This is a genomic window from Aquabacterium sp. G14 (genome assembly GCF_037482285.1).
Taxonomy (GTDB): Bacteria; Pseudomonadota; Gammaproteobacteria; order Burkholderiales; family Burkholderiaceae_C; genus Aquabacterium.
Map to the genome: position 1 here is coordinate 323,868 of NZ_JBBEYB010000002.1, position 22,896 is coordinate 346,763.

17 protein-coding genes are annotated in these 22,896 nt (G+C 65.4%); 10 read left to right on the forward strand and 7 right to left on the reverse strand.

Translation table 11 applies throughout. From position 1 onward, the window contains the following. Positions 1 to 73 precede the first annotated feature (73 nt). The gene (gene mfd / locus WIT60_RS03820) at positions 74 to 3,556 is read left to right on the forward strand and encodes a transcription-repair coupling factor (protein WP_445207639.1); all 3,483 of its coding nucleotides are present in this window, start codon (positions 74 to 76) and stop codon (positions 3,554 to 3,556) included. Positions 3,557 to 3,646: 90 nt separating this feature from the next. After that, positions 3,647 to 4,807: a methyltransferase domain-containing protein gene (locus tag WIT60_RS03825; protein ID WP_339582614.1), complete on the forward strand. Its 1,161-nt coding sequence runs from the start codon at positions 3,647 to 3,649 to the stop codon at positions 4,805 to 4,807. Between the two features lie 50 nt (positions 4,808 to 4,857). Here WIT60_RS03825 and WIT60_RS03830 read toward each other — a convergent pair whose 3' ends face one another. The 4 genes from WIT60_RS03830 to WIT60_RS03845 form a co-directional block, all read right to left on the reverse strand. Continuing rightward, on the reverse strand, positions 4,858 to 6,537 hold the full coding sequence (locus WIT60_RS03830) for an NAD(P)/FAD-dependent oxidoreductase (RefSeq protein WP_339582615.1): 1,680 nt from the start codon (positions 6,535 to 6,537) through the stop codon (positions 4,858 to 4,860). Between the two features lie 106 nt (positions 6,538 to 6,643). Further along, positions 6,644 to 7,690 (reverse strand): HD domain-containing phosphohydrolase, encoded by a 1,047-nt coding sequence (locus tag WIT60_RS03835; RefSeq protein WP_339582616.1) that lies wholly within the window; start codon positions 7,688 to 7,690, stop codon positions 6,644 to 6,646. Then, positions 7,690 to 7,869 carry a hypothetical protein gene (locus tag WIT60_RS03840; RefSeq protein WP_339582617.1) on the reverse strand — a complete coding sequence of 60 codons (180 nt, stop codon included), beginning with the start codon at positions 7,867 to 7,869 and terminating at the stop codon, positions 7,690 to 7,692. Before WIT60_RS03840 ends, WIT60_RS03835 begins: the two co-directional genes overlap by 1 nt. 1 nt (position 7,870) lies before the next feature. Continuing rightward, the gene (locus tag WIT60_RS03845; RefSeq protein WP_339582618.1) at positions 7,871 to 8,665 is read right to left on the reverse strand and encodes an HD-GYP domain-containing protein; all 795 of its coding nucleotides are present in this window, start codon (positions 8,663 to 8,665) and stop codon (positions 7,871 to 7,873) included. Positions 8,666 to 9,051: 386 nt separating this feature from the next. Between WIT60_RS03845 and serB the strand changes: the two genes are divergently transcribed. Beyond that, on the forward strand, positions 9,052 to 9,750 hold the full coding sequence (gene serB / locus WIT60_RS03850) for a phosphoserine phosphatase SerB (RefSeq protein WP_339582619.1): 699 nt from the start codon (positions 9,052 to 9,054) through the stop codon (positions 9,748 to 9,750). Positions 9,751 to 9,770: 20 nt separating this feature from the next. Here serB and WIT60_RS03855 read toward each other — a convergent pair whose 3' ends face one another. Together WIT60_RS03855 and WIT60_RS03860 are read right to left on the reverse strand one after the other, a co-directional pair. After that, positions 9,771 to 11,015 carry an ATP-binding protein gene (locus WIT60_RS03855; RefSeq protein WP_339582620.1) on the reverse strand — a complete coding sequence of 415 codons (1,245 nt, stop codon included), beginning with the start codon at positions 11,013 to 11,015 and terminating at the stop codon, positions 9,771 to 9,773. Positions 11,016 to 11,088: 73 nt separating this feature from the next. Further along, positions 11,089 to 11,766 carry a response regulator gene (locus tag WIT60_RS03860; protein WP_339582621.1) on the reverse strand — a complete coding sequence of 226 codons (678 nt, stop codon included), beginning with the start codon at positions 11,764 to 11,766 and terminating at the stop codon, positions 11,089 to 11,091. 113 nt (positions 11,767 to 11,879) lie between these two features. Here WIT60_RS03860 and WIT60_RS03865 point away from each other — a divergent pair, with 113 nt between their 5' ends. From WIT60_RS03865 to WIT60_RS03875, 3 genes are read left to right on the forward strand one after another with little or no spacing between them, the layout of a single operon-like run. Next, a complete protein-coding gene (locus tag WIT60_RS03865) occupies positions 11,880 to 12,977 on the forward strand; it encodes an efflux RND transporter periplasmic adaptor subunit (RefSeq protein WP_339582622.1) in 1,098 nt (365 codons plus the stop codon). Positions 12,978 to 12,987: 10 nt separating this feature from the next. Then, positions 12,988 to 16,074: an efflux RND transporter permease subunit gene (locus tag WIT60_RS03870; RefSeq protein WP_339582623.1), complete on the forward strand. Its 3,087-nt coding sequence runs from the start codon at positions 12,988 to 12,990 to the stop codon at positions 16,072 to 16,074. Between the two features lie 11 nt (positions 16,075 to 16,085). Next, positions 16,086 to 17,480 (forward strand): TolC family protein, encoded by a 1,395-nt coding sequence (locus tag WIT60_RS03875; RefSeq protein ID WP_339582624.1) that lies wholly within the window; start codon positions 16,086 to 16,088, stop codon positions 17,478 to 17,480. 23 nt (positions 17,481 to 17,503) lie between these two features. Here the strand turns inward: WIT60_RS03875 and rraA are convergent, their stop codons facing one another. Beyond that, complete coding sequence (gene rraA / locus WIT60_RS03880) at positions 17,504 to 18,001, reverse strand: ribonuclease E activity regulator RraA (protein WP_320366970.1); 498 nt, start codon at positions 17,999 to 18,001, stop codon at positions 17,504 to 17,506. Between the two features lie 204 nt (positions 18,002 to 18,205). Between rraA and WIT60_RS03885 the strand changes: the two genes are divergently transcribed. Genes WIT60_RS03885 through WIT60_RS03900 form a run of 4 tightly spaced genes read left to right on the forward strand, consistent with a single transcriptional unit; the run spans position 18,206 to position 22,815 of the window. Beyond that, on the forward strand, positions 18,206 to 19,261 hold the full coding sequence (locus WIT60_RS03885; protein WP_339582625.1) for a lysylphosphatidylglycerol synthase transmembrane domain-containing protein: 1,056 nt from the start codon (positions 18,206 to 18,208) through the stop codon (positions 19,259 to 19,261). A gap of 32 nt (positions 19,262 to 19,293) precedes the next feature. Next, on the forward strand, positions 19,294 to 20,325 hold the full coding sequence (locus WIT60_RS03890) for a glycosyltransferase family 2 protein (protein ID WP_339582626.1): 1,032 nt from the start codon (positions 19,294 to 19,296) through the stop codon (positions 20,323 to 20,325). 5 nt (positions 20,326 to 20,330) lie between these two features. Beyond that, positions 20,331 to 22,064 (forward strand): ArnT family glycosyltransferase, encoded by a 1,734-nt coding sequence (locus tag WIT60_RS03895; protein ID WP_339582627.1) that lies wholly within the window; start codon positions 20,331 to 20,333, stop codon positions 22,062 to 22,064. Further along, the gene (locus tag WIT60_RS03900) at positions 22,057 to 22,815 is read left to right on the forward strand and encodes a phosphatase PAP2 family protein (RefSeq protein ID WP_339582628.1); all 759 of its coding nucleotides are present in this window, start codon (positions 22,057 to 22,059) and stop codon (positions 22,813 to 22,815) included. The genes WIT60_RS03895 and WIT60_RS03900 overlap by 8 nt, the downstream gene beginning before the upstream one ends. Positions 22,816 to 22,896 lie beyond the last annotated feature (81 nt).

Sequence of the window (22,896 nt, forward strand, 5' to 3'; positions counted from 1 at the left end):
CCTAGAATGTGCGTTTTGAATTCAACACGCCCGGCCACCTCGGTGAACGGGCGCTTTGTCATTTCTGAACGCCATGTTGCCCGCCCTGCCCCTGCCTTCGATCGCCCCTGGCAAACGCTACACCGTGCCCCGCCCAGCCGGCTCCGGGGATGCGCTGCTGCTGGCGCACTTCGCACAGGCACGCAAGGCGCAGGGACAGCTGACGGCGATCCTGACGGCCGATGCATCCGACGCGCAGAGGCTGATGGACGAGATGGCGTTCTTTGTGCCGGAACTGCGTTGCGCGATCTTCCCGGACTGGGAGACGCTGCCGTACGACACCTTCTCGCCGCACCAGGATCTGATCTCGGAGCGGTTGGCAACGCTGTGGCGAATGCAGCAGGGCGTGAAGGCCGAGACCGGCGTGGACGTGGTGCTGCTGCCAGCCACGACGGCGCTGACGCGTCTGGCCCCGCCCTCCTTCCTGGCGGCTTACACCTTCCACTTCAAGCAAAAGCAAAAGCTCGATGAGGCGGCACTGAAGTCGCAGCTGACGCTGGCGGGCTACAACCATGTGAGCCAGGTGGTGTCGCCTGGCGAATACGCGGTGCGCGGCGGACTGATCGACCTGTACCCCATGGGCTCACCTGTGCCGTATCGCGTGGACCTGTTCGGCGATGAGGTCGATTCGATCCGCACTTTTGACCCGGACTCGCAGCGCAGCCTGTACCCGGTGCCCGAGGTGCGCTTGCTGCCGGGCCGCGAGTTCCCGATGGACGAGGCGTCACGTGCAGCCTTCCGGGACCGCTGGCGCGAGCGCATGGAAGGCGATCCGACCAAGAGCCGCATCTACAAGGACATGGGCACGGGCGTGGCCACGGGCGGCATCGAGTACTACCTGCCGCTGTTCTTTGACGAGACCTCGACGCTGTTCCAGCACATGGGCGAACAGGCCGCTTTGGTGCTGCATGGTGAGATCACCGAGTCGCTGGAGCGTTTCTGGAACGAGACGCGCGAGCGCCATCGCTTCTTGCAGCACGACCCAGAGCGCCCCCTGCTGCCTCCCGAAGACATTTACCTGAAGGTGGAAGAGTTTTTCAACCATGCCAATGCCCATGCCCAACTGGCCGTGCGTGGCAAAGAGCCCACTGAGTGGGCGCGCCCGCTGCCCGATTTGAGTGTGGAGCGTGGTGGCCAGGACCCTCTGCGCAAGCTGGAGCAGCACATTGCCCAGACCGATCGTGCCGGGCAACGGGTGCTGGTGGTGGCCGAAAGCGCCGGCCGCCGCGAGAACCTGATGGAGTTGCTGCGCGACCACCGCATCGACTTGCCCAGTGTGGACACGCTCGACGCCTTTGTGCGTGGCGATCATCGACATGCGATCACGGCGGCACCGCTGGCAGGCGGGTTCATCTGGCACGACGGCAGCGCGGGGGCCGGCATCCAGTTCGTGACCGAGACCGAGCTGTTCGATGCGACGCCGGCGACGCGCCGCCGCCGCAAGAACGAGCAGGCCACCGACGTCGATTCGCTCATCAAAGACCTGAGCGAGCTGAATGTGGGCGACCCGGTGGTGCACAGCAACCACGGCATCGGGCGCTACCAAGGCCTGATCAACCTGGACCTGGGTGACGGGCCGTCGGAGTTCCTGCATCTGGAATACGCCGACAAGGCCACGCTGTATGTGCCCGTGTCGCAACTGCACCTGATCAGCCGCTACACCGGCGTGAGCCCCGAAGAGGCACCACTGCACAAGCTGGGCTCGCCCCAGTGGGACAAGGCCAAGCGCAAGGCGGCCGAACAGGTGCGTGACACTGCGGCCGAATTGCTGAACCTGTACGCCCGCCGCGCGGCCCGTGAGGGCTTTGCCTTCCGCTTCTCACCGCAAGATTACGAGGCCTTTGCGACCAGCTTCGGCTTTGAGGAGACGGCCGACCAGCGTGCGGCCATCCACGCCGTCATCCAGGACATGATCAGCCCGCGCCCGATGGACCGACTGGTTTGCGGCGACGTGGGCTTCGGCAAGACCGAGGTGGCCTTGCGTGCGGCGTTTGTGGCCGTGACCGGAGGCAAGCAGGTCGTGCTGCTGGCCCCCACCACGCTGCTGGCCGAGCAGCATTACCAGAACATCGCCGACCGCTTTGCGCAGTGGCCCGTGAAGGTGGCCGAGATGTCGCGTTTCCGTTCCGCCAAGGAAATCAAGGCCGCGATGCAAGGGCTCGAAGACGGCACCATCGACATCGTGGTCGGCACCCACAAGCTGCTGAGTGATTCGGTGAAGTTCAAGCGCCTGGGTCTGCTCATCATCGACGAGGAGCACCGCTTTGGCGTGCGCCACAAAGAAGCGATGAAGGCCATGCGCGCTGAAATTGACGTGCTCACCCTCACCGCCACCCCCATCCCGCGGACGCTGGGCATGGCCATGGAAGGCCTGCGCGACCTGAGCGTGATCGCCACCGCACCGCAACGTCGTCTCGCCATCAAGACCTTTGTGCGCAGCGAAAGCAGCGGCGTGATCCGCGAGGCCATCTTGCGCGAGCTCAAGCGCGGCGGCCAGGTCTACTTCCTGCACAACGAGGTGGAGACCATCGAGAACCGGCGCGACAAGCTGGCCGAGTTGGTGCCCGAGGCCCGCATCGGCATTGCCCACGGTCAGATGCCCGAGCGCGAGCTGGAGCGGGTGATGCGCGACTTCGTGGCGCAACGCCACAACGTGCTGCTGTGCTCGACCATCATCGAAACCGGCATCGACGTGCCGAGCGCCAACACCATCATCATGTCGCGCGCCGACAAGTTCGGCCTGGCGCAGTTGCACCAGTTGCGCGGTCGCGTGGGGCGCTCGCACCATCAGGCCTACGCTTACCTGCTGGTGCCCGATGTGGAAGGGCTGACCAAGCAGGCGGCCCAGCGTCTGGATGCGATCCAGAACATGGAAGAGCTGGGATCGGGCTTCTATCTGGCCATGCACGACCTGGAGATTCGCGGCGCCGGCGAGGTGCTGGGCGACAACCAGAGCGGCAACATGATGGAGGTGGGCTTCCAGCTGTACAACGAGATGCTGAGCGAGGCCGTGCGCTCGCTGAAGGCGGGCAAGGAGCCCGATCTGCTGTCCCCCCTGGGCATGTTCGGCAGCAACACCGACGTGAACCTGCACGCCCCGGCCTTGCTGCCCGACGCCTACTGCTGCGACGTGCATGTGCGCCTGAGCCTGTACAAGCGCCTGGCCACCGCCGACTCGCTCGACAAGATCGACGGGATGCTCGAAGAGATCGTGGACCGCTTTGGCAAGCTGCCGCCACAGGCCCAGGCCCTGTTCGACACGCACAAGTTGCGCGTGCAGTCCAAGCCCTATGGCGTGATCAAGATCGATGCCGCACCGGGCATCATCAACATCACGTTCCGCCCCAACCCGCCGGTGGAGCCGCTGCGCATCATCGAGCTGGTGCAGAAGAACAAGCAGATCAAGCTGGCGGGCAACGACAAGCTGCGCATCGAGAAGGCCCTGTCCGACCCGAAGGACCGGGCCCAGTATGTGCGGGATCTGTTGCGGCAACTGGGGCAGCCGCTCAAGACCTGAGGGGAGTTCCCGCGCTCAAATGAGGGGGGCGACAGACCCTGAGGCCCCACTACACTGGCTCGTTTCTGCCAACCGCGCGAAGAGCCCGCCATGTCCAACTCTCCTCATGTCTTTGCTCGTCCACCGGTCGCCCGCCCACCGGCGCAAGCCAGCGACATCGAGCGCCAGATCGCACTGACGCTCTACCAGCAAGGGCAGTTTGCAGAAGCAGAGAAGTCCAGTCGGAGTCTGACGACACGCTACCCTCAGGACAGCTTTGGCTGGAAGTTGCTGGGAGCGGCCATCAAGCAGCAAGGCCGCGCTCAGGAAGCCCTCACCGCCATGCAGATGGCTGCCAAGCTGTCGCCGATGGACTGGGAAGCCTTCAACAACCTGGGCAGCACCCATCGCTCGCTGAACAACCTGGCCTTTTCAGAAGCCTGCTACCAGCACGCGCTGCAAGTGAAGCCCGACTCTCTGGAAGCCTTGGACAACCTGGCCGACGTGCTGCGCCTGCAGGGCAAGGTGGCGGAAGCGGTGGCCATGTACCAGCGTCGCCTGAGCTTGACCCCCGACGACGGTCATGCCAAGCACCTGATTGCCATGTTGACGGGGCAACAAACCGCCCAGGCACCCGCAGATTACGTCAGCCGCACCTTTGACGTGTATGCCGACGAGTTTGATCAGCATCTGACGGGCACCTTGGCTTACGACGTGCCTGCCCAGCTCGCACAACGGATTCAGGCCTGCGCCGACGCCGAGACAACTGACTGGACCGCCCTCGACCTCGGTTGTGGCACCGGTTTGGTGGGCGCCGCGCTCTCGCCCATGGTGGCGCAACTGGTGGGCGTCGATTTGTCAGCGCGCATGCTGGCACACGCTCAAGCACGACAGGTGTACCAGCGCCTGATCCAGGCCGATCTGGTTCAAATGATGCAAGCCGAAGCAGCCGACAGCTTTGATCTGGCGGTTGCAGCCGATGTGTTCATCTACATCGGCCAGTTGGACGAAACGATCAAAGAGGTGAAGCGTCTGCTGCGCCCGAACGGACTGCTGGCGTTCTCCATCGAGAACCTGGATAGTGACGAAGGCGCGCAGACCACCGAAGTGGACTTCCGTTTGAATGCCACCGGGCGCTACAGCCAGTCACGCACCTACATGAACCAGCTGGCTCAACAGCATGGTTTCCAAGTGCGTGAAGCCCACGAGACGACATTGCGTGTCGAGAATGGTCAACCCGTCCGCGGCACGTTGATGATCTGGCAAGCGTGAATCCCCGCGCCCCTGGCACGGGATGCTTGCACACCTCACGGTGTTGTCCTTCAGCGCAACGCTGAGGGGGCCTTCACACCCAGGATACTGGCGCCCACCGCCTCGGCCACCTCGATGCCGTCGACCCCGGCGGACATGATGCCGCCGGCATAACCGGCACCTTCGCCAGCGGGGTACAGGCCCTGGATGTTGAGGCTCTGGTAATCGCGGCCACGGGTGATACGCAGCGGCGACGAGGTGCGTGTCTCCACGCCGGTCAGCACGGCATCCTTCATCGAAAAGCCCTTGATCTGCTTGTCAAACGCGGGCAAGGCTTCGCGGATGGCGTCGAGGCAGTAATCGGGCAGGCTGCCGTAGCCGGGCTGGGCCAGGTCGGTCAGGGTCACACCCGGCTTGTAGGATGGCTCGACGTTGCCCAGCACCTTGCTGCGTTGACGCTTGATGAAGTCACCCACCAGGGCACCAGGCGCCTTGTAGCCGCCCTCGCCCAACTCATACGCCCGCGACTCCCAGAAGCGCTGGAAGGCGATGCCATCGAGCGGGCTGACGGGGCCGTCGGTCTGACCGTCCTGGCGGTAGTCTTGCGGGGTGATGTTCACCACGATGCCCGAATTGGCGTTGCGTTCGGCGCGGGAATACTGGCTCATGCCGTTGGTGACCACGCGATTGGGCTCGGACGTGGCCGCCACCACGGTGCCGCCTGGGCACATGCAGAAGCTGTAGACCGCACGACCGTTCTGGGCGTGGTGCACCAGCTTGTAGTCGGCCGCGCCCAGGATGGGGTGGCCGGCGTTGGGGCCGAAACGTGCCTTGTCGATCAGGCTTTGCGGGTGTTCGATGCGGTAGCCGATCGCAAAGGGCTTGGCTTCCATGTACACGCCGCGTTCATGCAGCATCGTGAAGGTGTCGCGGGCGCTGTGGCCCAGCGCCAGCACGACATGGTCCGCCCGGATCTGCTCGCCGTTTTGCAGGGTGACACCGCGGATGTGGCCATCCTCGATCTGGACGTCGGTGACGTGCTGCTCGAAGCGGATTTCGCCGCCCAACGCCACGATGTCGGCACGGATCTTTTCGACCATGCTGACCAGGCGGAAGGTGCCAATGTGAGGTTTGCTCACGTACAAGATCTCTTCGGGCGCGCCGGCCTTGACGAATTCGGTGAGCACCTTGCGGGTCAGGTGGCGCGGGTCGCTGATCTGGCTGTAGAGCTTGCCGTCGGAAAAGGTGCCCGCCCCACCCTCGCCAAACTGCACGTTGGACTCCGGGTTAAGCACGCTCTGGCGCCACAGGCCCCAGGTGTCCTTGGTGCGCTGACGCACTTCCTTGCCGCGCTCCAGCACGATGGGACGCAGGCCCATCTGAGCCAGGATCAAGGCGGCGAAGATGCCGCAGGGGCCGAAGCCCACCACCACCGGACGCAGGTCATCGGGTGCACGGAAATCGGCGGGCGCGTGGCCCACAAACTGGTACGACGTGTCCGGCGTCGGGCGAATGTGCGTGTCACCGGCCATGCGCTGGAACACATGGGCTTCCAGCTCGGGCGTGGCCAGCTCGCAATCGATCGTGTAGATCAGCACGATGGCCGTCTTCTTGCGCGCGTCGTAGCTGCGCTTGAACACGGTGAAATTCAGGAGTTGGGCATCCTCGATGCCCAGCCTGGCCACCACGGCAGGACGCAGCTCGTCCTCGGCGTGATTCAGGGGCAGACGCAGTTCAGTGATTCGCAGCATGGCAGTGCGATGCGTGGGCAAAAAAAATCCAATCAAGCATTAGGCCACAAACCGGCAGGCAGTGGAAACTGTCCCGCGGCGGGTACGCAGACCATGCGCCCGCCACTCAAGCCGGAAAAGCGTAGCCCTCGCGCCGGATCAGCGCCACTCCGATGCGGACCACCTCGGCGTCCAGTTCTCGCCCCGCCATGCGTTGGACTTCCTCCAGCACGCTGTCCATGGGGTGGCTGGAGCGATACACGCGGTGGGAACTCATGGCCTCGATGATGTCGCACACGCGCAGGATGCGGGCCTCCAGGCAGATCGCGTCGCCCGCCAGACCGCGGGGATAGCCGCTGCCGTCGAGGTTCTCGTGGTGTTGGTGCACGATGTCGGCCAGAGGCCAGGGAGACTGCACGTCTTTCAGGATCTCGTACCCCATCACGGGGTGTTGCTGCACGAGTGCCATCTCCGCCGGCGTCAACGGCCCAGGGCGCGAGATGATCTCGCTGGGGATTTCGATCTGTCCGATGTCGTGCACCAGTGCGGCCAACTCCAGCGCCTCCAGCCGATGGGGCGCCAGTTGCATGGCGCGGCCAATCGCCAAGGCCAGATCAGCGACGCGACGTTGGTGTCGGGCCGACCCAGGATCTCGGTGCAAGACCGCCTGTGCCAGCGCACCAATCGTCTGACGCAAAGACTGCTGAAGGGCCTCATTGGCCTGCGAGAGTTGCTCCAGTGCCCGGGTGCGCGAACTGGTCAGGGCGATCGTCGCCCACAGCAAGAGGGTGGTCACGGTGCTGCACAGGAAAACCACCAGCACGATGGCGGCATCCAGCTCCATGTGGCCGCGCCAATCAAGCCAGACCAGCGAAGGCAAACTCATCAGCCAAGAGAAGATCGCACCGCCGATGGCCACGCCAAGATGTCGCCCTGGATCCTGGCCCGGGCGGCGCCTTGCCTGCCAGGCCATCAGCGCTCTGGTGGCAGCCCACACGCCCAGCATCGCCAGCGATCCCGACAACCACCCCGCCCCGCCCAGGAACACGCGAGTGAGCCCGGTGACCACACCGACGAAGAGACCAGCGAGCGGCCCCAGAGTCAAGGTGGCTGCGGCCTCGACCCCCATGCGCGTGTCCACCCGTATCCCTGGCGCGGGCTCGTAAGCCGTCATCACATTGAGTGAAGCCAGCAGCGAATAGACGACAACCGCACGTATTTGCGACGAGCGCGCGATGCCAGCCACGGCAGGCGGGGCAAGGCAGCCTCGGCCAGCAGGTACACCATGAACAGGATCATGGTGTTGCCCATCATGTCGAGCTGTGTCTCCCACAGTTGCGCGTTGATGAACATGTCATGCCCCCGAGTCAGACACCTGCACAGCGCCATACAACAACAGCGCGGCATCCACCACGTCGGGGTCCAGCGTCAGCCCTCGGCCGCGGCGCAAGACGTCCAGCACAGCCGGCAAGCCCGCTGCCGGGCGGTAAGGGCGTGGCGCGGACATGGACTCGATGATGTCGGCCACGGCCAGAATGCGTGCCTCGAACAGGATTTCGTCTCCCTTGAGTCCGGCTGGATAGCCTGTGCCGTCCAGACGTTCGTGGTGCTGACCGGCGATTTCCTTGAGAGGCCAGGGCCACTGGATGCCTCCCAGGATGTCAATGGTGGCCTGAGCGTGCTGCTTGATGACTTCGAACTCTTGGGGTCGGAGAGGGGTGGGCTTGGTCAGCAGATCGATGGGCACACGGATCTTGCCAATGTCGTGCACGATGGCAGCCAGGTGCAGCACATGGCGGCGCTCCGCGCTCAAACCCAGGTGGGTGGCCAGATTGACGGCAATTTCGGCCACGCGACGTTGATGTCCCACGGTGTAGGGATCGCGCTCGGCCAAGGCGCCAGAAAGCGTCTCGATGCTCTGCTCGAGCACGTCCTCCAAATGACGGGCCGTGGCCGCGGCTTCCTGGGCGTGCGCGTCTTCACGCGCATCGGCTGGCACGGTCAACTCGATGGACAGGAGCCCCAGACGACGTGTGCCCTCCTCCCTGCAACGCAGCCAATGCGCCCGACAGACGCGCTCACCTGCCTTGATGTGCAGGCGCACTGACGCGCTGGGCCAGCCAGCAGGATCTTGGGCCGCCGAGGTCAAGGCGATCGTGGCGGAGGCCGACAGACAATCGGTCAGGCTGTGCTAAGGGGCATGCTCCTGCAAGCCGAGGAGCGCTGATGCAGCCGGGTTGGCGTGCGCAATGCGCCAACCGCACAGGTCCACCCAGAGCAAGCCCCATGGCAGCGCGTGCCATGCCTCTTGCTCCAGATGCATCGAAGACTCCGGATACGCCATGCCCAACCTTGGATCTGTCCAGATTCAAGCGTAAGTCAGACTGAAAGCCCATACAACTTGGGATTTCATTTTTTTTCACCTGGCCCCAGATCGGAGCGTGCATCCATCACGCCCTCGCCAACGCCAGAGCGAGGGATAATTCCACCCCTGCCATCTCGACCGGCCTGGCACGCCTCGCCTTCATCCCACCCATGTCTGCCCAAGAATTCGCCCCCGGCCTCGTCATACAGCACTTCACCCCTCCTCTGGCCTTGGCCCAGTTCAAGGCGATTGCCTTTGACATGGACTCCACGCTGATCAGCATCGAGTGCATTGACGAGATCGCCGATGCCGTGGGCAAGAAGGCCGAGGTGGCTGCGATCACCGAGGCCGCCATGCGCGGTGAGATCACCGATTTCAAGGACAGCCTGTGCCGCCGCGTCGCCCTGCTCAAGGGTGTGCCTGCCGAATCTCTGCAAGAGGTGTACGACCAGCGACTGAAGATCAACCCCGGCGCGCCCGAGTTGATCAATGCGGCCAAGGCGGCCGGCTTGCAGACGCTGCTGGTGTCTGGTGGCTTCACTTTCTTTGCCGACCGCGTGCGCGAGCGTCTGGGCATGCACGAGGCACACTCCAACACGCTGGAAATCGAAGGTGGATTGCTGACCGGCCGCGTGCTGGGCGACATCGTGGACGGCGAAGCCAAGAAGCAACACCTGCTGAAGCTGTGCGCGCGCCTGGGCTGCGACCCCCGCCAGTCGATTGCCGTGGGTGATGGCGCCAATGACCTGTTGATGATGGGGGTGTCGGGCCTGAGCGTGGCTTATCACGCCAAGCCCAAGGTGCGTGAGCAGGCCATGGTGGCCATCAATGAAGGCGGCTTGGACCGCGTGCTGGAAGTACTGGCCTGAATGCAGGGCGCTTCGCGCGCTCAGGTACGTGAAGCTCGGGGTTGACGCGACAAGGTGAGCGTGACGCAACAGCCCGCGCCGCCCGCCCCACTCGCCAGACTCACCTGTCCGCCGTGGTTGCGCGCCACCAGATCCACCAAGGTCAAACCCAGTCCCAGCACATCCTCGCTCTGCCCGGTTTGCAGCGCGTGCTGCACGGCCGCGAGGCGCTCTGCTGACAGGCCTTCTCCGTTGTCGCTCACACTGATCTGCTGTATGGGGTCATGACCGGTGACCTTCACTTGCAGGTGGCTGGCATGGTGACGCGCGGCGTTGTCGAACAGGTTCAAGAGCGCGGCGGACAGAAGATCGGGGTCGCACCAGAGCGTGTCCTCTCCCAGCACGGAGACATGGACCCCGCGTACGGGCAAAGTGTCCACGAGGGCTTTCAGCTGGACAGCCTGCCAGTTCATCTGCCCTCCAGCACGAAACAGGCTGATGAGCGCCGTGGTCACGCGGCGCAGACGGGCCGCCGCCTCGCGGGTCTGGTTCAGCCTCGCCTGCATCGATGCCGGCGCTTCACGCTGCGCGACAGCCAGCTGCATGTCGATCCCCGCCAGCGGGGTGCGCAAGGCATGAGCGGCATGGGCAGCAAAGGCGCGCTCATGGGCCACGCGGGCACGAAGGCGCTCGGCCAAGTCATTGAGGGCGGAGACCAAGGGCAAAAGCTCTGCACGGGCCGCCGCGGGCAAGGTGGCATCTGGCCGCAAGGGATCGAAACTTCGCACGACGGCCGACAGGTTGTGCAGAGGTTGCATCTCCGTGCTGACGCGCACCTTCAGCCACAGCACGGCCAGACAGCCCACCAACAGGGACAAACCCAGGCTGCCACCCACGGTCCACAGCTGTGCGTGATGACGGTGGTCCGCAGATTGGGCCACGTGCAGCAGGGCCGTACCGTCGGGCAAGGGCATGCTGTAGATGCGCCACAAGGGGGCGTTGCTGAAGCCCGCCGCGGTATGGGGTGTGAGCGGCGTCCCTGGCGCACGATGTGAGCGCAACCACATGCGACCGTCGTTCCCGACCAACTGCCAGACCAAACCCTCCTCGTGCGAGGGGGCGGGCAACATGCCGCGCTGGCGCGCAATGTGGTCAGAGTTCTGACTGAGCAGGCCGTACAGCACCTCAGCAGACTCCTGCAGGCCGTCATCCAGCAACTCGTCCAAAGCGTAATGGAGCAGCACGCCCACGGTTGTGGCTAGCGCCAGGCCTGCAACCCAGGACACCGCGAGGATCCACCGGGTCAAGCGCCCACGGATCGAAGGCAACGAAGCCTGCCTCAAGGTCGGCATGCGCATGTCATGTCCCTGGGCTCTGCATGCGGTAGCCCAATCCCCGCACGGTATCGATCAGGCCGCGCCCAAGCTTGCGCCGAAGATTGGCCACGTGCACCTCCAGCACATTGCTCGACACCTCGCTGACCGATCCCAGCATCAACTGCTCGAGATCGGACTTGAGCACGATGCGACCGGCTCGCAAGGCCAGGGCCTCCAGGACGGTCCACTCTCGCGCCGTGAGTTCAACACGTACATCGGTTTCGGTCACGTCACGCAACCAGACCCCACGAGCGTTCAGGTCCAGCGTGACATCGCCAAACCGCAGCACGCCTGACTGCGCTCCGCCGGCTCGGCGTCGGATGGCGTGCAGGCGGGCCACCAACTCCTCCGGATCAAAGGGCTTGACGAGGTAGTCGTCCGCGCCCACATTGAGACCCCTGACGCGGTCTTCCAGCGTGTCTCTTGCCGTGAGCATGATGAGCGGGCGATCGTCTCCCTGCCGGCGCAGGCTTTGCACCCAGTCCAAGCCAGAGCCGTCAGGCAGCTGCCAATCCACCAGCAGGGCGTCGTAGGCCTCACCGACCTGGCTGCGCGCCTCGCGCAAGCAACTGACCCAGTCCACGAGGTGCCCCTCCGAACGCAGGAAGTCGCGCAATCCCTCTCCCAGGATTTCGTCATCTTCCAGCAACAACAGCCGCATGTCTTCGCTCCGAACTCGCCATGACTCGACCTTAGCACCACCAGGCATCGTGCAACTTCAGCTTCCATTCAGGTCTACACCCTAAGCTGATCGGAACTCTTGTCCTTGTCGCCATGAACACCTCTGCCTTGCGTCTGCCCTCCCTCCTGCCTTTGCTGACCGCACTGTTGATGGCCCAAGCTGCCCATGCGGCACCACCTGCGGCGCCCGTGACACTCAAGCCGGCCCAGGTCAGCAGCCTGGGCATCGCGTCGGAGGCGGTGCAAGCGGGCGGTCTGACTCAGCAGCGCTTCCCGGCGCAGGTGGTGATCCCAGTCAATCAGGAGCAGGTCGTGGCTGCGCCGGTGGCCGGGCTGATCGAATCCGTGTCGGTGAGCACGGGCGATGCCGTGCGGGCTGGACAATGGCTGGTGCGTATGCGCAGCCCCCAGGCCCAGGAACTCGGGCGCGATGTGCTGCAGTCGGGCAGCCAGCTGGAGCTGGCGCGCCGCACCGCTCAACGCGATGAAGCGCTCTACAAGGAAGGGCTGATCCCGCTGTCACGCTTGGAGGCCAGCCGTGCGCAGCTCACCCAACAACAGGCTCAAGCGCAGGAACGCCGTCAAGCCCTGGCGATGGCCGGCGGCACCAGCATGGCGCCCAATGGCGCGGTCAGCGTGTCTGCCCCCTTGAGTGGCCGCGTGCTGGCGCAGCTGGTGCAGGTGGGGCAACGCGTGGACGCCATGACCCCGCTCTACCGCATTGCCACCTTGAGCCCCCTGTGGCTGGAAATCCAGGTGCCCGCCAAACTGGCCGGTGATGTGCGGACGGGCGACGTGGTGCAACTGGCCGGCGCCGACGGCGTGAAGGGTCAGGTCATCAGCCTGGGTGCCAGCGTGGACGCAAAAACCCAATCCATCATGGTGCGAGCACGCATCACCCCGACCAACGGCAAGTCTGGTGAGATGCCCGTGCGACCCGGCCAATGGGTCGAAGCCGCCCTGCAAACCGGGCACAGCGCCAACGCGGTCACGCTCAACAGCGATGCGGTGCTGACCTCGCCCGGTCACGTGACCCAGGTCTTCGTCGATCAGGGCGCTGGTCGCTATCAACTCACGAACGTGCAGGTGCTGAGCCGCCAAGGCAAGAACTGGACGGTATCCGGGCTCGCAGCCGGCACCAAGGTCGTGACCCGTGGCACCTCGGCCCTCAAGGCCCTGCTGGGCAACTGAGGACCGACGCATGCTTGCGAAACTGATCGAGTTTTCTCTGCGCCAGCGCGTGCTGGTGATGTTGCTGGTGTTCATGCTGGGGGGCGCCGGGGTGGCCGCCTGGATGGGCCTGCCGATTGACGCCTTCCCCGACGTGTCGAGCACCCAGGTCAAGCTCATTCTCAAGGCACCGGGCATGACCCCGGAAGAGGTCGAGACCCGCATCACGATCCCCATCGAGCAGGAGGTGCTGGGCATCCCCAAGCAGAAGTCGCTGCGCTCGACGTCCAAGTACGGCCTGGCCGACATCACGCTGGATTTTGAAGACGGCACTGATGTGTACTGGGCACGTCAGCAGGTCAGCGAGCGCCTGGCCGGCGTGATGGCGGATCTGCCGCCCACGGCCTCCGGCGGCTTGGCCCCCATCACGACGCCGCTGGGCGAGATGTACATGTTCACCATCGAAGGCCCGCAGACGCTGGAAGAGCGCCGCCGCGTGCTGGACTGGGTGATCCGCCCTGCCCTGCGCGCCCTGCCCGGCGTGGCCGACGTCAACAGCCTGGGCGGCTTTGTGCGCACCTTCGAGGTCATCCCTGACCCCCAAGCCCTGCTGGCGCAAGGACTGACCCTGAACCAGCTGGAAACGGCTCTGACTGCGTCGAACCACAACGACGGTGCCGGCCGCTTGAACGCCGGCGAGGAAGCCTTGATCGTGCGTGCCGAGGGGGCCATTCAGAATTTGGACGACGTGCGCAACACCGTGGTGCGAAGCGAAGACGGCCGACTCACCCGCGTGGCCGACCTGGCCGAAGTGCGCATTGGCGAGCTGACACGCTATGGCGCGGTCACCCGCAATGGCGAGGGCGAAGCCGTGCAGGGCCTGGTACTGGGCCTGCGTGGCGCCAACGCGCGCCAGTTGGTCGCCACCGTGCAAGCCAAGCTCGACAGCATGCAAGCCAGCCTGCCCAAGGGCATGACCATCAACACCTTCTACGACCGCGGCAGCCTGGTGGACCGCGCGGTGTACACCGTCAGCAAGGCGCTGCTGGAAGCTGTCGTGCTGGTGGTGCTCTTGCTGCTGGCCTTCCTGGGTAACCTGCGGGCGGCGATTGTGGTGGCCGTGATGCTGCCGCTGTCCGCCCTGGGCACTTTTGTGCTGATGCGCCAGTTCGGCCTGTCGGCCAACCTGATGAGCCTGGGTGGCCTGGCCATTGCCATCGGCATGCTGGTGGACGGTGCCGTGGTGGTGGTCGAGAACATCGAAAGTCACCTGGCGCATGGCGACGCCAAAAAGATGCCGATGCTGCAGGTCGTGCTCCGCGCAGGCCGCGAGGTCGTGTCGCCGGTAGCCTCTGGCATCGCCATCATCATCATCGTGTTCCTGCCTCTGCTCAGTCTGCAGGGTCTGGAAGGCAAGCTGTTCGGCCCGGTGGCGCTGACCATTGTGTTCGCCCTGGCGGTGTCGCTGGTGCTGTCACTCACCCTGGTGCCGGTGCTGGCCTCCTGGCTGCTCAAAGCCGGCCACGGCGAAGAACCCTGGTTGATGCGCAAGCTCGATGTCATCTATGACAAGCTGCTGAGCAAGGCCCTGCTGCACCCGCGCTGGATGATGGGCGGGGCCCTGGCGGCGCTGGCCGTGGCTGGCGTGCTGTTCACCCAGATCGGCAAGACCTTCATGCCCACGCTCGACGAGGGCGACATCATCATGCAGCTGGAAAAGCTGCCCGCCATCGGCCTCAAGGGCACGGTGGACCTGGACCTGCGCGTGCAACAAGCCATCTTGAAACGCGTGCCCGAAATCCAATCCATCGTGGCCCGCAGCGGCTCGGACGAACTGGGCCTCGACCCCATGGGTCTGAACCAAACCGACACCTTCATGGTGCTCAAGCCCATGGCCGAATGGCGCCAGCCTGACAAGGAATGGCTGATCAGTGAATTGCGCAAGGTCATGGAAGACTTCCCTGGCGTGGATGCAGGCTTCACCCAGCCCATCGACATGCGCGTGTCCGAGATGCTGACCGGCGTGCGCGGGGACGTCGCCATCAAGATCTACGGCAGCAGCCTCGCCACGCTCAATGAGATGGCGGCCAAAGCCCAAAAGATCATCGCGGCGGTGCCTGGTGCCACCGACACCCTGACCCTGCGCAACGATGGCGTGCAGTACCTGCAGGTCACCATCGACCGCCAGGCTGCAGGCCGGCTGGGCTTGGACGCAGCCAGCATCCAGGCCGACCTGCGCCGTTGGGTTGAAGGCCAGCCGATCGGGTTGGTGCACGAAGACGGCCGCCGCACGCCCCTGGTCATCCGCGGCGCGAGCGAGCTGCGCAATAGCCCGGCCGATTTTGAGGCACTGCGCCTGACGACACCGAACGGCGATGCCGTGCCGCTGAGCTCGGTGGCGAGCCTGGACCACCGCGACGGTCCGGTGAAGATCGACCGGGAGCAGGCCCAACGCTATGTGGTCATCCAGACCAATGTGCGTGGCCGCGACCTGGTGGGCTTTGTCGACGAGGCCAAGGCCAAGCTGGCCCAGGCCATGCCCTTGCCCAGCGGCTACCAGGTCACCTGGGGTGGCCAGTTCGAGAACCAGCAACGCGCCGCACAGCGCCTGGGTCTGGTCGTGCCGATTGCCCTGCTGCTGATCTTCTTCCTGCTGTTTTCCACCTTTGGCTCGGTGCGCCAGGCAGCCATGGTGCTGTCCAACATCCCACTGGCCCTGATCGGTGGCGTGGTGGGGCTGGCTGTGGCGGGTGAATACCTGTCCGTGCCGGCGTCGGTGGGCTTCATTGCCTTGCTGGGCATCGCGGTGCTCAACGGCGTGGTGATGGTGAGCTACTTCAACCAACTGATCGAGGAAGGCCGAACACCCCGCCAGGCCGTGGTGGAAGGCGCCAAGCGCCGCCTGCGCCCGGTGCTGATGACCGCCTCCATCAGTGCGGGGGGCCTGATCCCTCTGCTGTTCGCCACCGGCCCCGGCAGTGAAATCCAGAAGCCGCTGGCCATCGTGGTGATCGGCGGCCTGGTGAGCTCCACCGCCCTGACCCTGTTGCTGCTGCCCCTGGTGTACGAACGCTTCGGCGTCCAGGCAGACGCCGACGACACCCCCGCACAGGCTTGAAGGTTTTCATCATGTTGCATCACATCTTGCGCACCGGCACGGCCTCTGCGGACGCCATCCCGACCACGCCGTCCACCGCATGGCGTCGGCTGGCGATCCTGAGTGTCTGTGTCAGCGGCTTATCGGGTTTAGCCACCGCGGCTGAATCCACCTCATCGATGCAGGCTGTCGCCCAGACCGCCCCGCCCCAGGCCAAGGTGGCGTCTGCCGCATCGGCACCCGCGTCTGGTGCCATGGGTCTGCCTGACGCCGAGTTGATGCGCCAGCTCATCGCCCGCCACCCTGCATGGCTGGCCCAACTGGCCCAGACGCAGTCCGAGCGCCACCTGGCCGCCCAAAAGCGTGCAGGCCCGCACGAGTGGACCCCATCGGTGCAGTACGGCCGCCGCACCTACGAGGCCGACGCCACCACGCCGCGCACCACCCAGGCCGAATGGGAAGCCGCCATCGAGCGCGGCATCCGCCTGCCGGGCAAGGCCCACGCCGCCGACCAGGCTGCCCAGCGCCAGGACGCGCTGGCCGAAGCGCGGCAACAGCAAACCTGGCGGCAGTTGAGCCTGCAAGCCATTCAGCTTTACGCAGACTGGCTGCGCGAATACCGGCAAGAACAGGTCTGGATGGACCAAGTCAAAGTGCTGACGCAACAAAGCGAGGCTGTCAGCAAGCGCCACAAGCTGGGAGACGCCGCCCAGATTGACAGCCTGCAGATGCAAGCCAGCCTGACGCAAGCGAGCGTGCAGGCCCAGGCCGCCAGCCAACGGCGCCAGGCGCGCTGGACCAGCCTGCAATCGGCCTTCCCCGGATGGCCCGCGCAGTTGGCGACGCCGACGCTGCCCTCGCACAGCACCACGCTGAACGCCGCCGAGCAGCAGACCCTGCTGGCCCAGACGCCGGAAGCCCGCGTGTCCCAGCTGGAAGCCGACTACGCCCAGGCCCAGGCGCAGCTGGACCGCTCCGACACCACCGCCGACCCCACGGTAGGTGTGAAAGTGGGACAGGCGCGCGGCAGCGCCGAAAAGATGGTCGCGCTGACCTTGTCGTGGCCCATCGGCAGCACGGCCCGCGACCTGGGCGCGCAATCGAGCGCAGCCCTGGCCGACGCCGCCCAGCAGCGCCATGAAGACACACTGCGCCAGCTCAATCGGGACCTGACCCTGCTGCAGCAAGACGCGCAAGACAGCCTGCGTCTGTGGCAACTGGCACAAGAGGGACTGCAGCAACTGCAATCGGTGGCCCGCTCGCTGGACAAGGGCTTTGCCCTGGGCGAAGGCGCCCTGAGCGAGGTGCTGCAAGCACGCCGCCTGGCCAATGAGCAAGCCCTGGTGGCCGCTCAGGCTGAAGTCGATGCCTGGCTGGCCCAGTGGCGCTGGGCCGTGCAGCGCGGTGCGCTGTGGCCCACACCCTGAGAAGGTCTCAGGGCTGAAACGGATCAGGCCTTGGGCTTGTCCATGATGACGATGCCGTCTTCGTCGGCATACAGCCAGTCACCGGGGCGCACCCACACGCCCTGGATCTGAACGGCCACATCGGTCTGGCCCTCGTTGCGCTTTTCGGTCGGCAGGGGCATCAGACCCAGCGCACGGATGCCCACATCGCACTCGGCCAGTTCGGCCGAGTCGCGCACGCAACCGTCCACGATCACGCCAGCCCAGCCGTTCTTGGCCGCGGCCTTGCCCAAGTTGCCACCCACCAGTGCGCGACGCAACGAGGCACCGCCATCGACCACCAACACGCGACCGTTGCCAGCAGAGTCCACAGCGGCCTTCACCAGCGTGTTGTCCTCAAAGCACTTCACGGTGCTGACCGGGCCGCTGAACTTGATGCGCTTGCCGTAGTCCTTGAACACCGGGGGCAGCACACGGAAGGCGCCATCGGTGTCATTCTTGTGGTCGTCGCACAGGTCGCAGGTCGCAAAGTTCGTCGTCATGCTCAGTCATCCTCGAAATGAAGGGGAATCGAAATTCTGAGCCGAAATTGTCCACCCAGTTGCCCCCGAATCCGCGCCAGGCGCCGCACCGGGCCCTCACTGTCTGCCCCCACGCACATTCTGGGTGCCCTGCCCCCCGGCCGTCCCACACGCGAGGCGGAGATGCGAGACAATAGAGGGTTGATCTGAACCCACCCCGCCCCCGTGCTGCCTCAGAGCCCGCCGCCACCGCAGAGTCCCTCGGCCACGCCCAAAGCCCGCATCAAGATGATCGTGGCCTGGACCGTGGGCCTGGCGCTGCTCGCCTGGCTGCTGAGTCACACCCCGTTCTCCGAAGTGCGCGAAGCCATCACACGGCCGAGCATCGGCATCTGGGCGCTGACACTGTGTGGCCTGCTGTTGAGCTACGGTCTGCGTGCCGCACGCCTGCAGGTGGTGCTGGCCCTCGACGACCACACCCGTGCGCCTCGACGTTGGCTGGGCCTGCGCACCGACTCCCTGCGCGTCATCCTGATGCACAACGCCGCCGTCAACCTGCTGCCCATGCGCGCCGGCGAGCTGAGCTTTCCCTGGTTGGCCTCACGTGAATTGAACCTGCCGCTGCCCCGCGCGGTGGCCTGCCTGCTGTGGATGCGAGTGCAGGACCTCATCGTGCTGGTCACCCTGGGTGTGCTGCTGTGGCCCGGTGTGCCGCTGGTCTGGCGCGCCGCGGCGCTGGCCGCGATGGTGTTGGGCTGGTGGATGGTGAGCTGGGGCATGCGCCTCTGGTATGGGCAGCACCCCGAATCGTCCGCCACAGCACCCACCGCTCCAACGCCCCCGGCAGGCAAGGTGACCCAAGTGCTGCAGCGCCTGCGCCACGCCCTGCTGGAGCCCGCCCACCACCGCCCCATGGCCTGGTTGCTGACGCTGGCCAACTGGAGCGTGAAGCTGGCCGCGGGCGCCTGCCTGCTGTCGGCCATCAGCGGCAGCAACTGGGGCACCGCCTGGTCCGGCGCCCTCGGTGGAGAGTTGGCCGCCGTCGTTCCCTTGCAAGGCCCGGCCGGTTTTGGCACCTACGAGGCCGGCGTCTGGGCGGGCATGGCCGCGCACCTGAGCGCCACCTCGCCCGCGCTGGCCTTGGCCGTGAGCGCCGCCCTCGCCCTGCACGTCTGTTTTCTGCTGTGCGCCGTTTTCGCTGGCGCACTGGCCTGGCTGCTCAGCCAACTCCCCTCTTCGCCCTCGCCTCAGCGTGGCCACCCGCCCCGCGGCACCCCCTGAGCCGACGCCCCCATATGCTGGAAAATCGCACCATGACCACCTTCACCGCCCCGTCGGGCGACGTCCTGACCGACGTCCCACCGCACCGCCTCTCCATCGTCGTGCCGATGTACAACGAGGTCGACAACGTCGAGCCCTTCGTCACGGCCGTGCACGACGCCCTGGGCAACTACCCCTTTGAGTGGGAGCTGCTGATCGTCAACGACGGCAGTCGCGACGGCACGCGTGAAAAGCTCGACGAACAGGCACGCCTGCGCGGCCCGCACGTCCGCCCGGTCCACCTGTGGCGCAACTTCCGCCAGACCGCCGCCATGCAGGCTGGCATCGACGCCTCGCGCGGCGACGTCATCGTCACCCTCGACGGCGACCTGCAGAACGACCCCAAGGACATCCCCAAGCTGGTGGCCCGTCTGCTCAAGGAAGACATGGACCTGGTCGCCGGCTGGCGTCAGAACCGCCAAGACGGCCTGTGGCTGCGCAAGGTGCCCTCCAAGATCGCCAACCGCATCATCCGCAAGATCACGCAGCTGGAGTTCAAGGACCTGGGTTGCAGCCTCAAGGCCTACCGCGCCAGCGTGCTCAAGCGCGTGAGCCTGTACGGCGAAATGCACCGTTTCATCCCGGCCTGGATGGCCACCGTCACCTCCCCAGCCCGCATGGCCGAAGAGCCGGTCAGCCACCATGCCCGCGCCCACGGTGAGTCCAAGTACGGCATCTCGCGCACGCTGCGCGTGGTGCTCGACCTGCTGTCCGTCAATTTCTTCCTGCGCTTTGCCAGCCGCCCCGGCCACTTCTTCGGCGGGGTGGGCTTGGGCGTGTCCATGATCGGTGGCCTGATCCTGGCCTACCTGGCGGCCCTGAAGATCAGCGGTGAAGACATCGGCGGCCGCCCGCTGCTGTGGCTGGGCTTCTTCTGCGTGCTCGGTGGCCTGCAGTTCCTGACCACCGGCGTGATCGCCGAACTGCTGATCCGCATCTATTACAACCGTGGTGAGATCGCCCCGTACCACACCAGCCACACCGCGCCCCAGGATGCCGATCAGGCATGGCACCGTCAGGACTGATGCCCATGAGTCGCCCTTCCTCTGCTGCTTCTCAAGCGCCCGCTCGCAGTGCCTCGCGCTGGCCACGCCTGTGGGGCCCCTCTCTGGGCTTGCTGCTGGTTTTCCTGATCGGGCTGTTCTGTTACCGCCTGTGGGTTGTTCAGTCTTCCGGCATCTCGCTGTTTTTTGACGAAGCGCAGTACTGGGACTGGGCGCAAGACCTGTCCTGGGGCTACTACTCCAAGCCCCCGATGATTGCCGGGCTGATCTGGTTGAGCACGCAACTGTTTGGCAACGGCGTGCTCGGCGTGAAGCTGCTGGTCATGCTGCTCTACCCCTTGTCAGCGCTGGCCATGGTCGGCTTTGCGCGGGCATTGTGGCCAACCAGCAGCGGCGTGCGCACTGGTGTGGTCGCAGCAGCGCTGTTCGCCACCATCCCGGCCGTCGGCTTGCTCGGCATGTTCGCCAGCACCGACGCGCCCTTGGTCCTGTGCTGGACGCTGGCCGGATGGATGCTGTGGCGCGCGCAGGTCACCGACCGCATCGGCTATTGGATCGCCCTGGGTGTGTTCTGTGGTCTGGGCCTGATGAGCAAGTACACGATGGCGGCCTTTGCCGTGACCGCCATCTGGGCGCTGTGGGCCATCCACGGTCCACGCCGAGGCTTGTTCCGACTGGGCCCATGGCTCACCCTGATCACGGCCGTGGCCTTGCTGTCGCCCAATTTGTGGTGGAACGCGCACAACGGCTTCCCCACCCTGCAGCACACGGCCGAGATCACCACGCAATCATCACGCAGTGGGGGCTTGGAGCCCGTGCTGGTGTTCGCAGTTGGTCAGATCCTGATGCTGGGCCCCGTGGCCGTGCTGGCTGGCTGGTGGTTGCGTCGACGTCGTGGCCAACCTCAAGCGAGCGACAGCCAGATGGTGTCTGTGCCCGCCAGCCAGTGGGCTGCCACCACCATCATGGACCCGACCCGTCCGGCGGTCATGCCAGATGAGGTGGCCACACCTCGCAAGGTCGCCGCACGCAACTCACCTTACTACCTCGCCTCTGAATCGAGCTTCCGCTACTTGTGGGCGCTCAGCGTGCCCTTGCAGCTGATCGCGCTGGTGCAAGCTTTCCATGCCGATGCCCATGTCAACTGGGCCGCACCGTCCATGGTCGGCTTCACACTGTTGATCGCTGCGCGCCTGAGCCCGCCGCTGCAACGCTTGTCGGCTCCCCGCCCCAACCGCTGGCTGATGGCTGCCTTGCTGAGCAACATCGTGCTGACATCGGCCGTGCTGCACCTGCGTGACATCGTCGGCCCCACGCTGCCCGCCAAGCTTGATGTGCTTGTGCGCATGCGGGGCTGGGATGCGGCATTCCAACAACTCACGCCCGCCATCACCGACCCCACCACCACCGGTCTGCCGGTGTTGACCGACCAGCGTCTGCTGATCACCCATGCGGCTTACCACTGGCGCGAGCAACACGTGCGCACGCTGTACTGGAATCCCAGAGGCACGCACAACAACCACTATGAGATGACGCACAGCCTGCCTGATCAGGTGGGTGCCGATGTGCTGCTGCTGACGAACAAACGCGAGCCAACCCAGATCACCAGCCGCTTTGCGACCACCCGTCTCATGAAGTCTGTGCGGGTGCCGGTGGGGCCAGACCGCGCGGTTGAGTTGCACGTCTACTTCCTGCGTGGCTTCCTTGGCTACGGTCCACGTTCTGCGGAAACGACGTCCGCCCCAAGTCAAGATGACTGAGTCTGCATCCCTTCCGCCAGATGATCAGGCGGCCGACGAGGTCAGCCTGCAGCGCCTCACCCACCTGATCTGGGCGCTGCTCTTCTTCGCCCTGGCCATCTTCGCCAAGTTCCCGGGTCTGGACCTGCTGATCTCGGCGCGCTACTACGATCCAGAACTGGGCTTCTTTCACCGCAACCAACCCGTGGTGCTGGCCCTGTACGACTGGACGCCGTGGATTGGTCGCGGGTTGGTGATCGCCTTGGCGGTGTATGCCTTGGTGGCGCCCCTGTTGGCGCGCCACTTTGCCAAGCAAGGCGAGCACAGCCTGGCACAGCGTGCGGGCGGCTCCTGGCGCCACCTGGCCACCGTGGCCGTGGTGTGCGGCCTGCTGGGCCCAGGTCTCATCATCGAAGGCATCTTCAAGAACCACATGGGGCGCCCCCGCCCCGTGCAAGTGGTTGAGTTTGGCGGCAAGGACACCTACCAAGGCCCCTTCGTGCAAGGCGCCACGCCCGAGCGCAACCGCAGCTTCGTCAGCAGCCATGCCGCGGCGGGCTTCTGGCTGATGAGCCTGGGCCTGACCTGTGGCCCGCTGTGGCGCCGCCGCTGGCTGCTCATCGGCATCGTGACCGGCGGCGTGGTGGGCCTGGGACGCATCCTGCAAGGCGGCCATTTTTTCAGTGACATCCTGTTCGCGTTTTTCACCGTATGGCTGTCATGTGAAATCGTGGCTTGGCTCGACAAACGCCGGCGCAGCCGACACACTTGACCCCCGCTTGGCGCGCCTGAGCCGGATGCGCCCAGACACGCCCAGACACGCTCCTTTGCGTCCAGACCGTTCACGAGACGA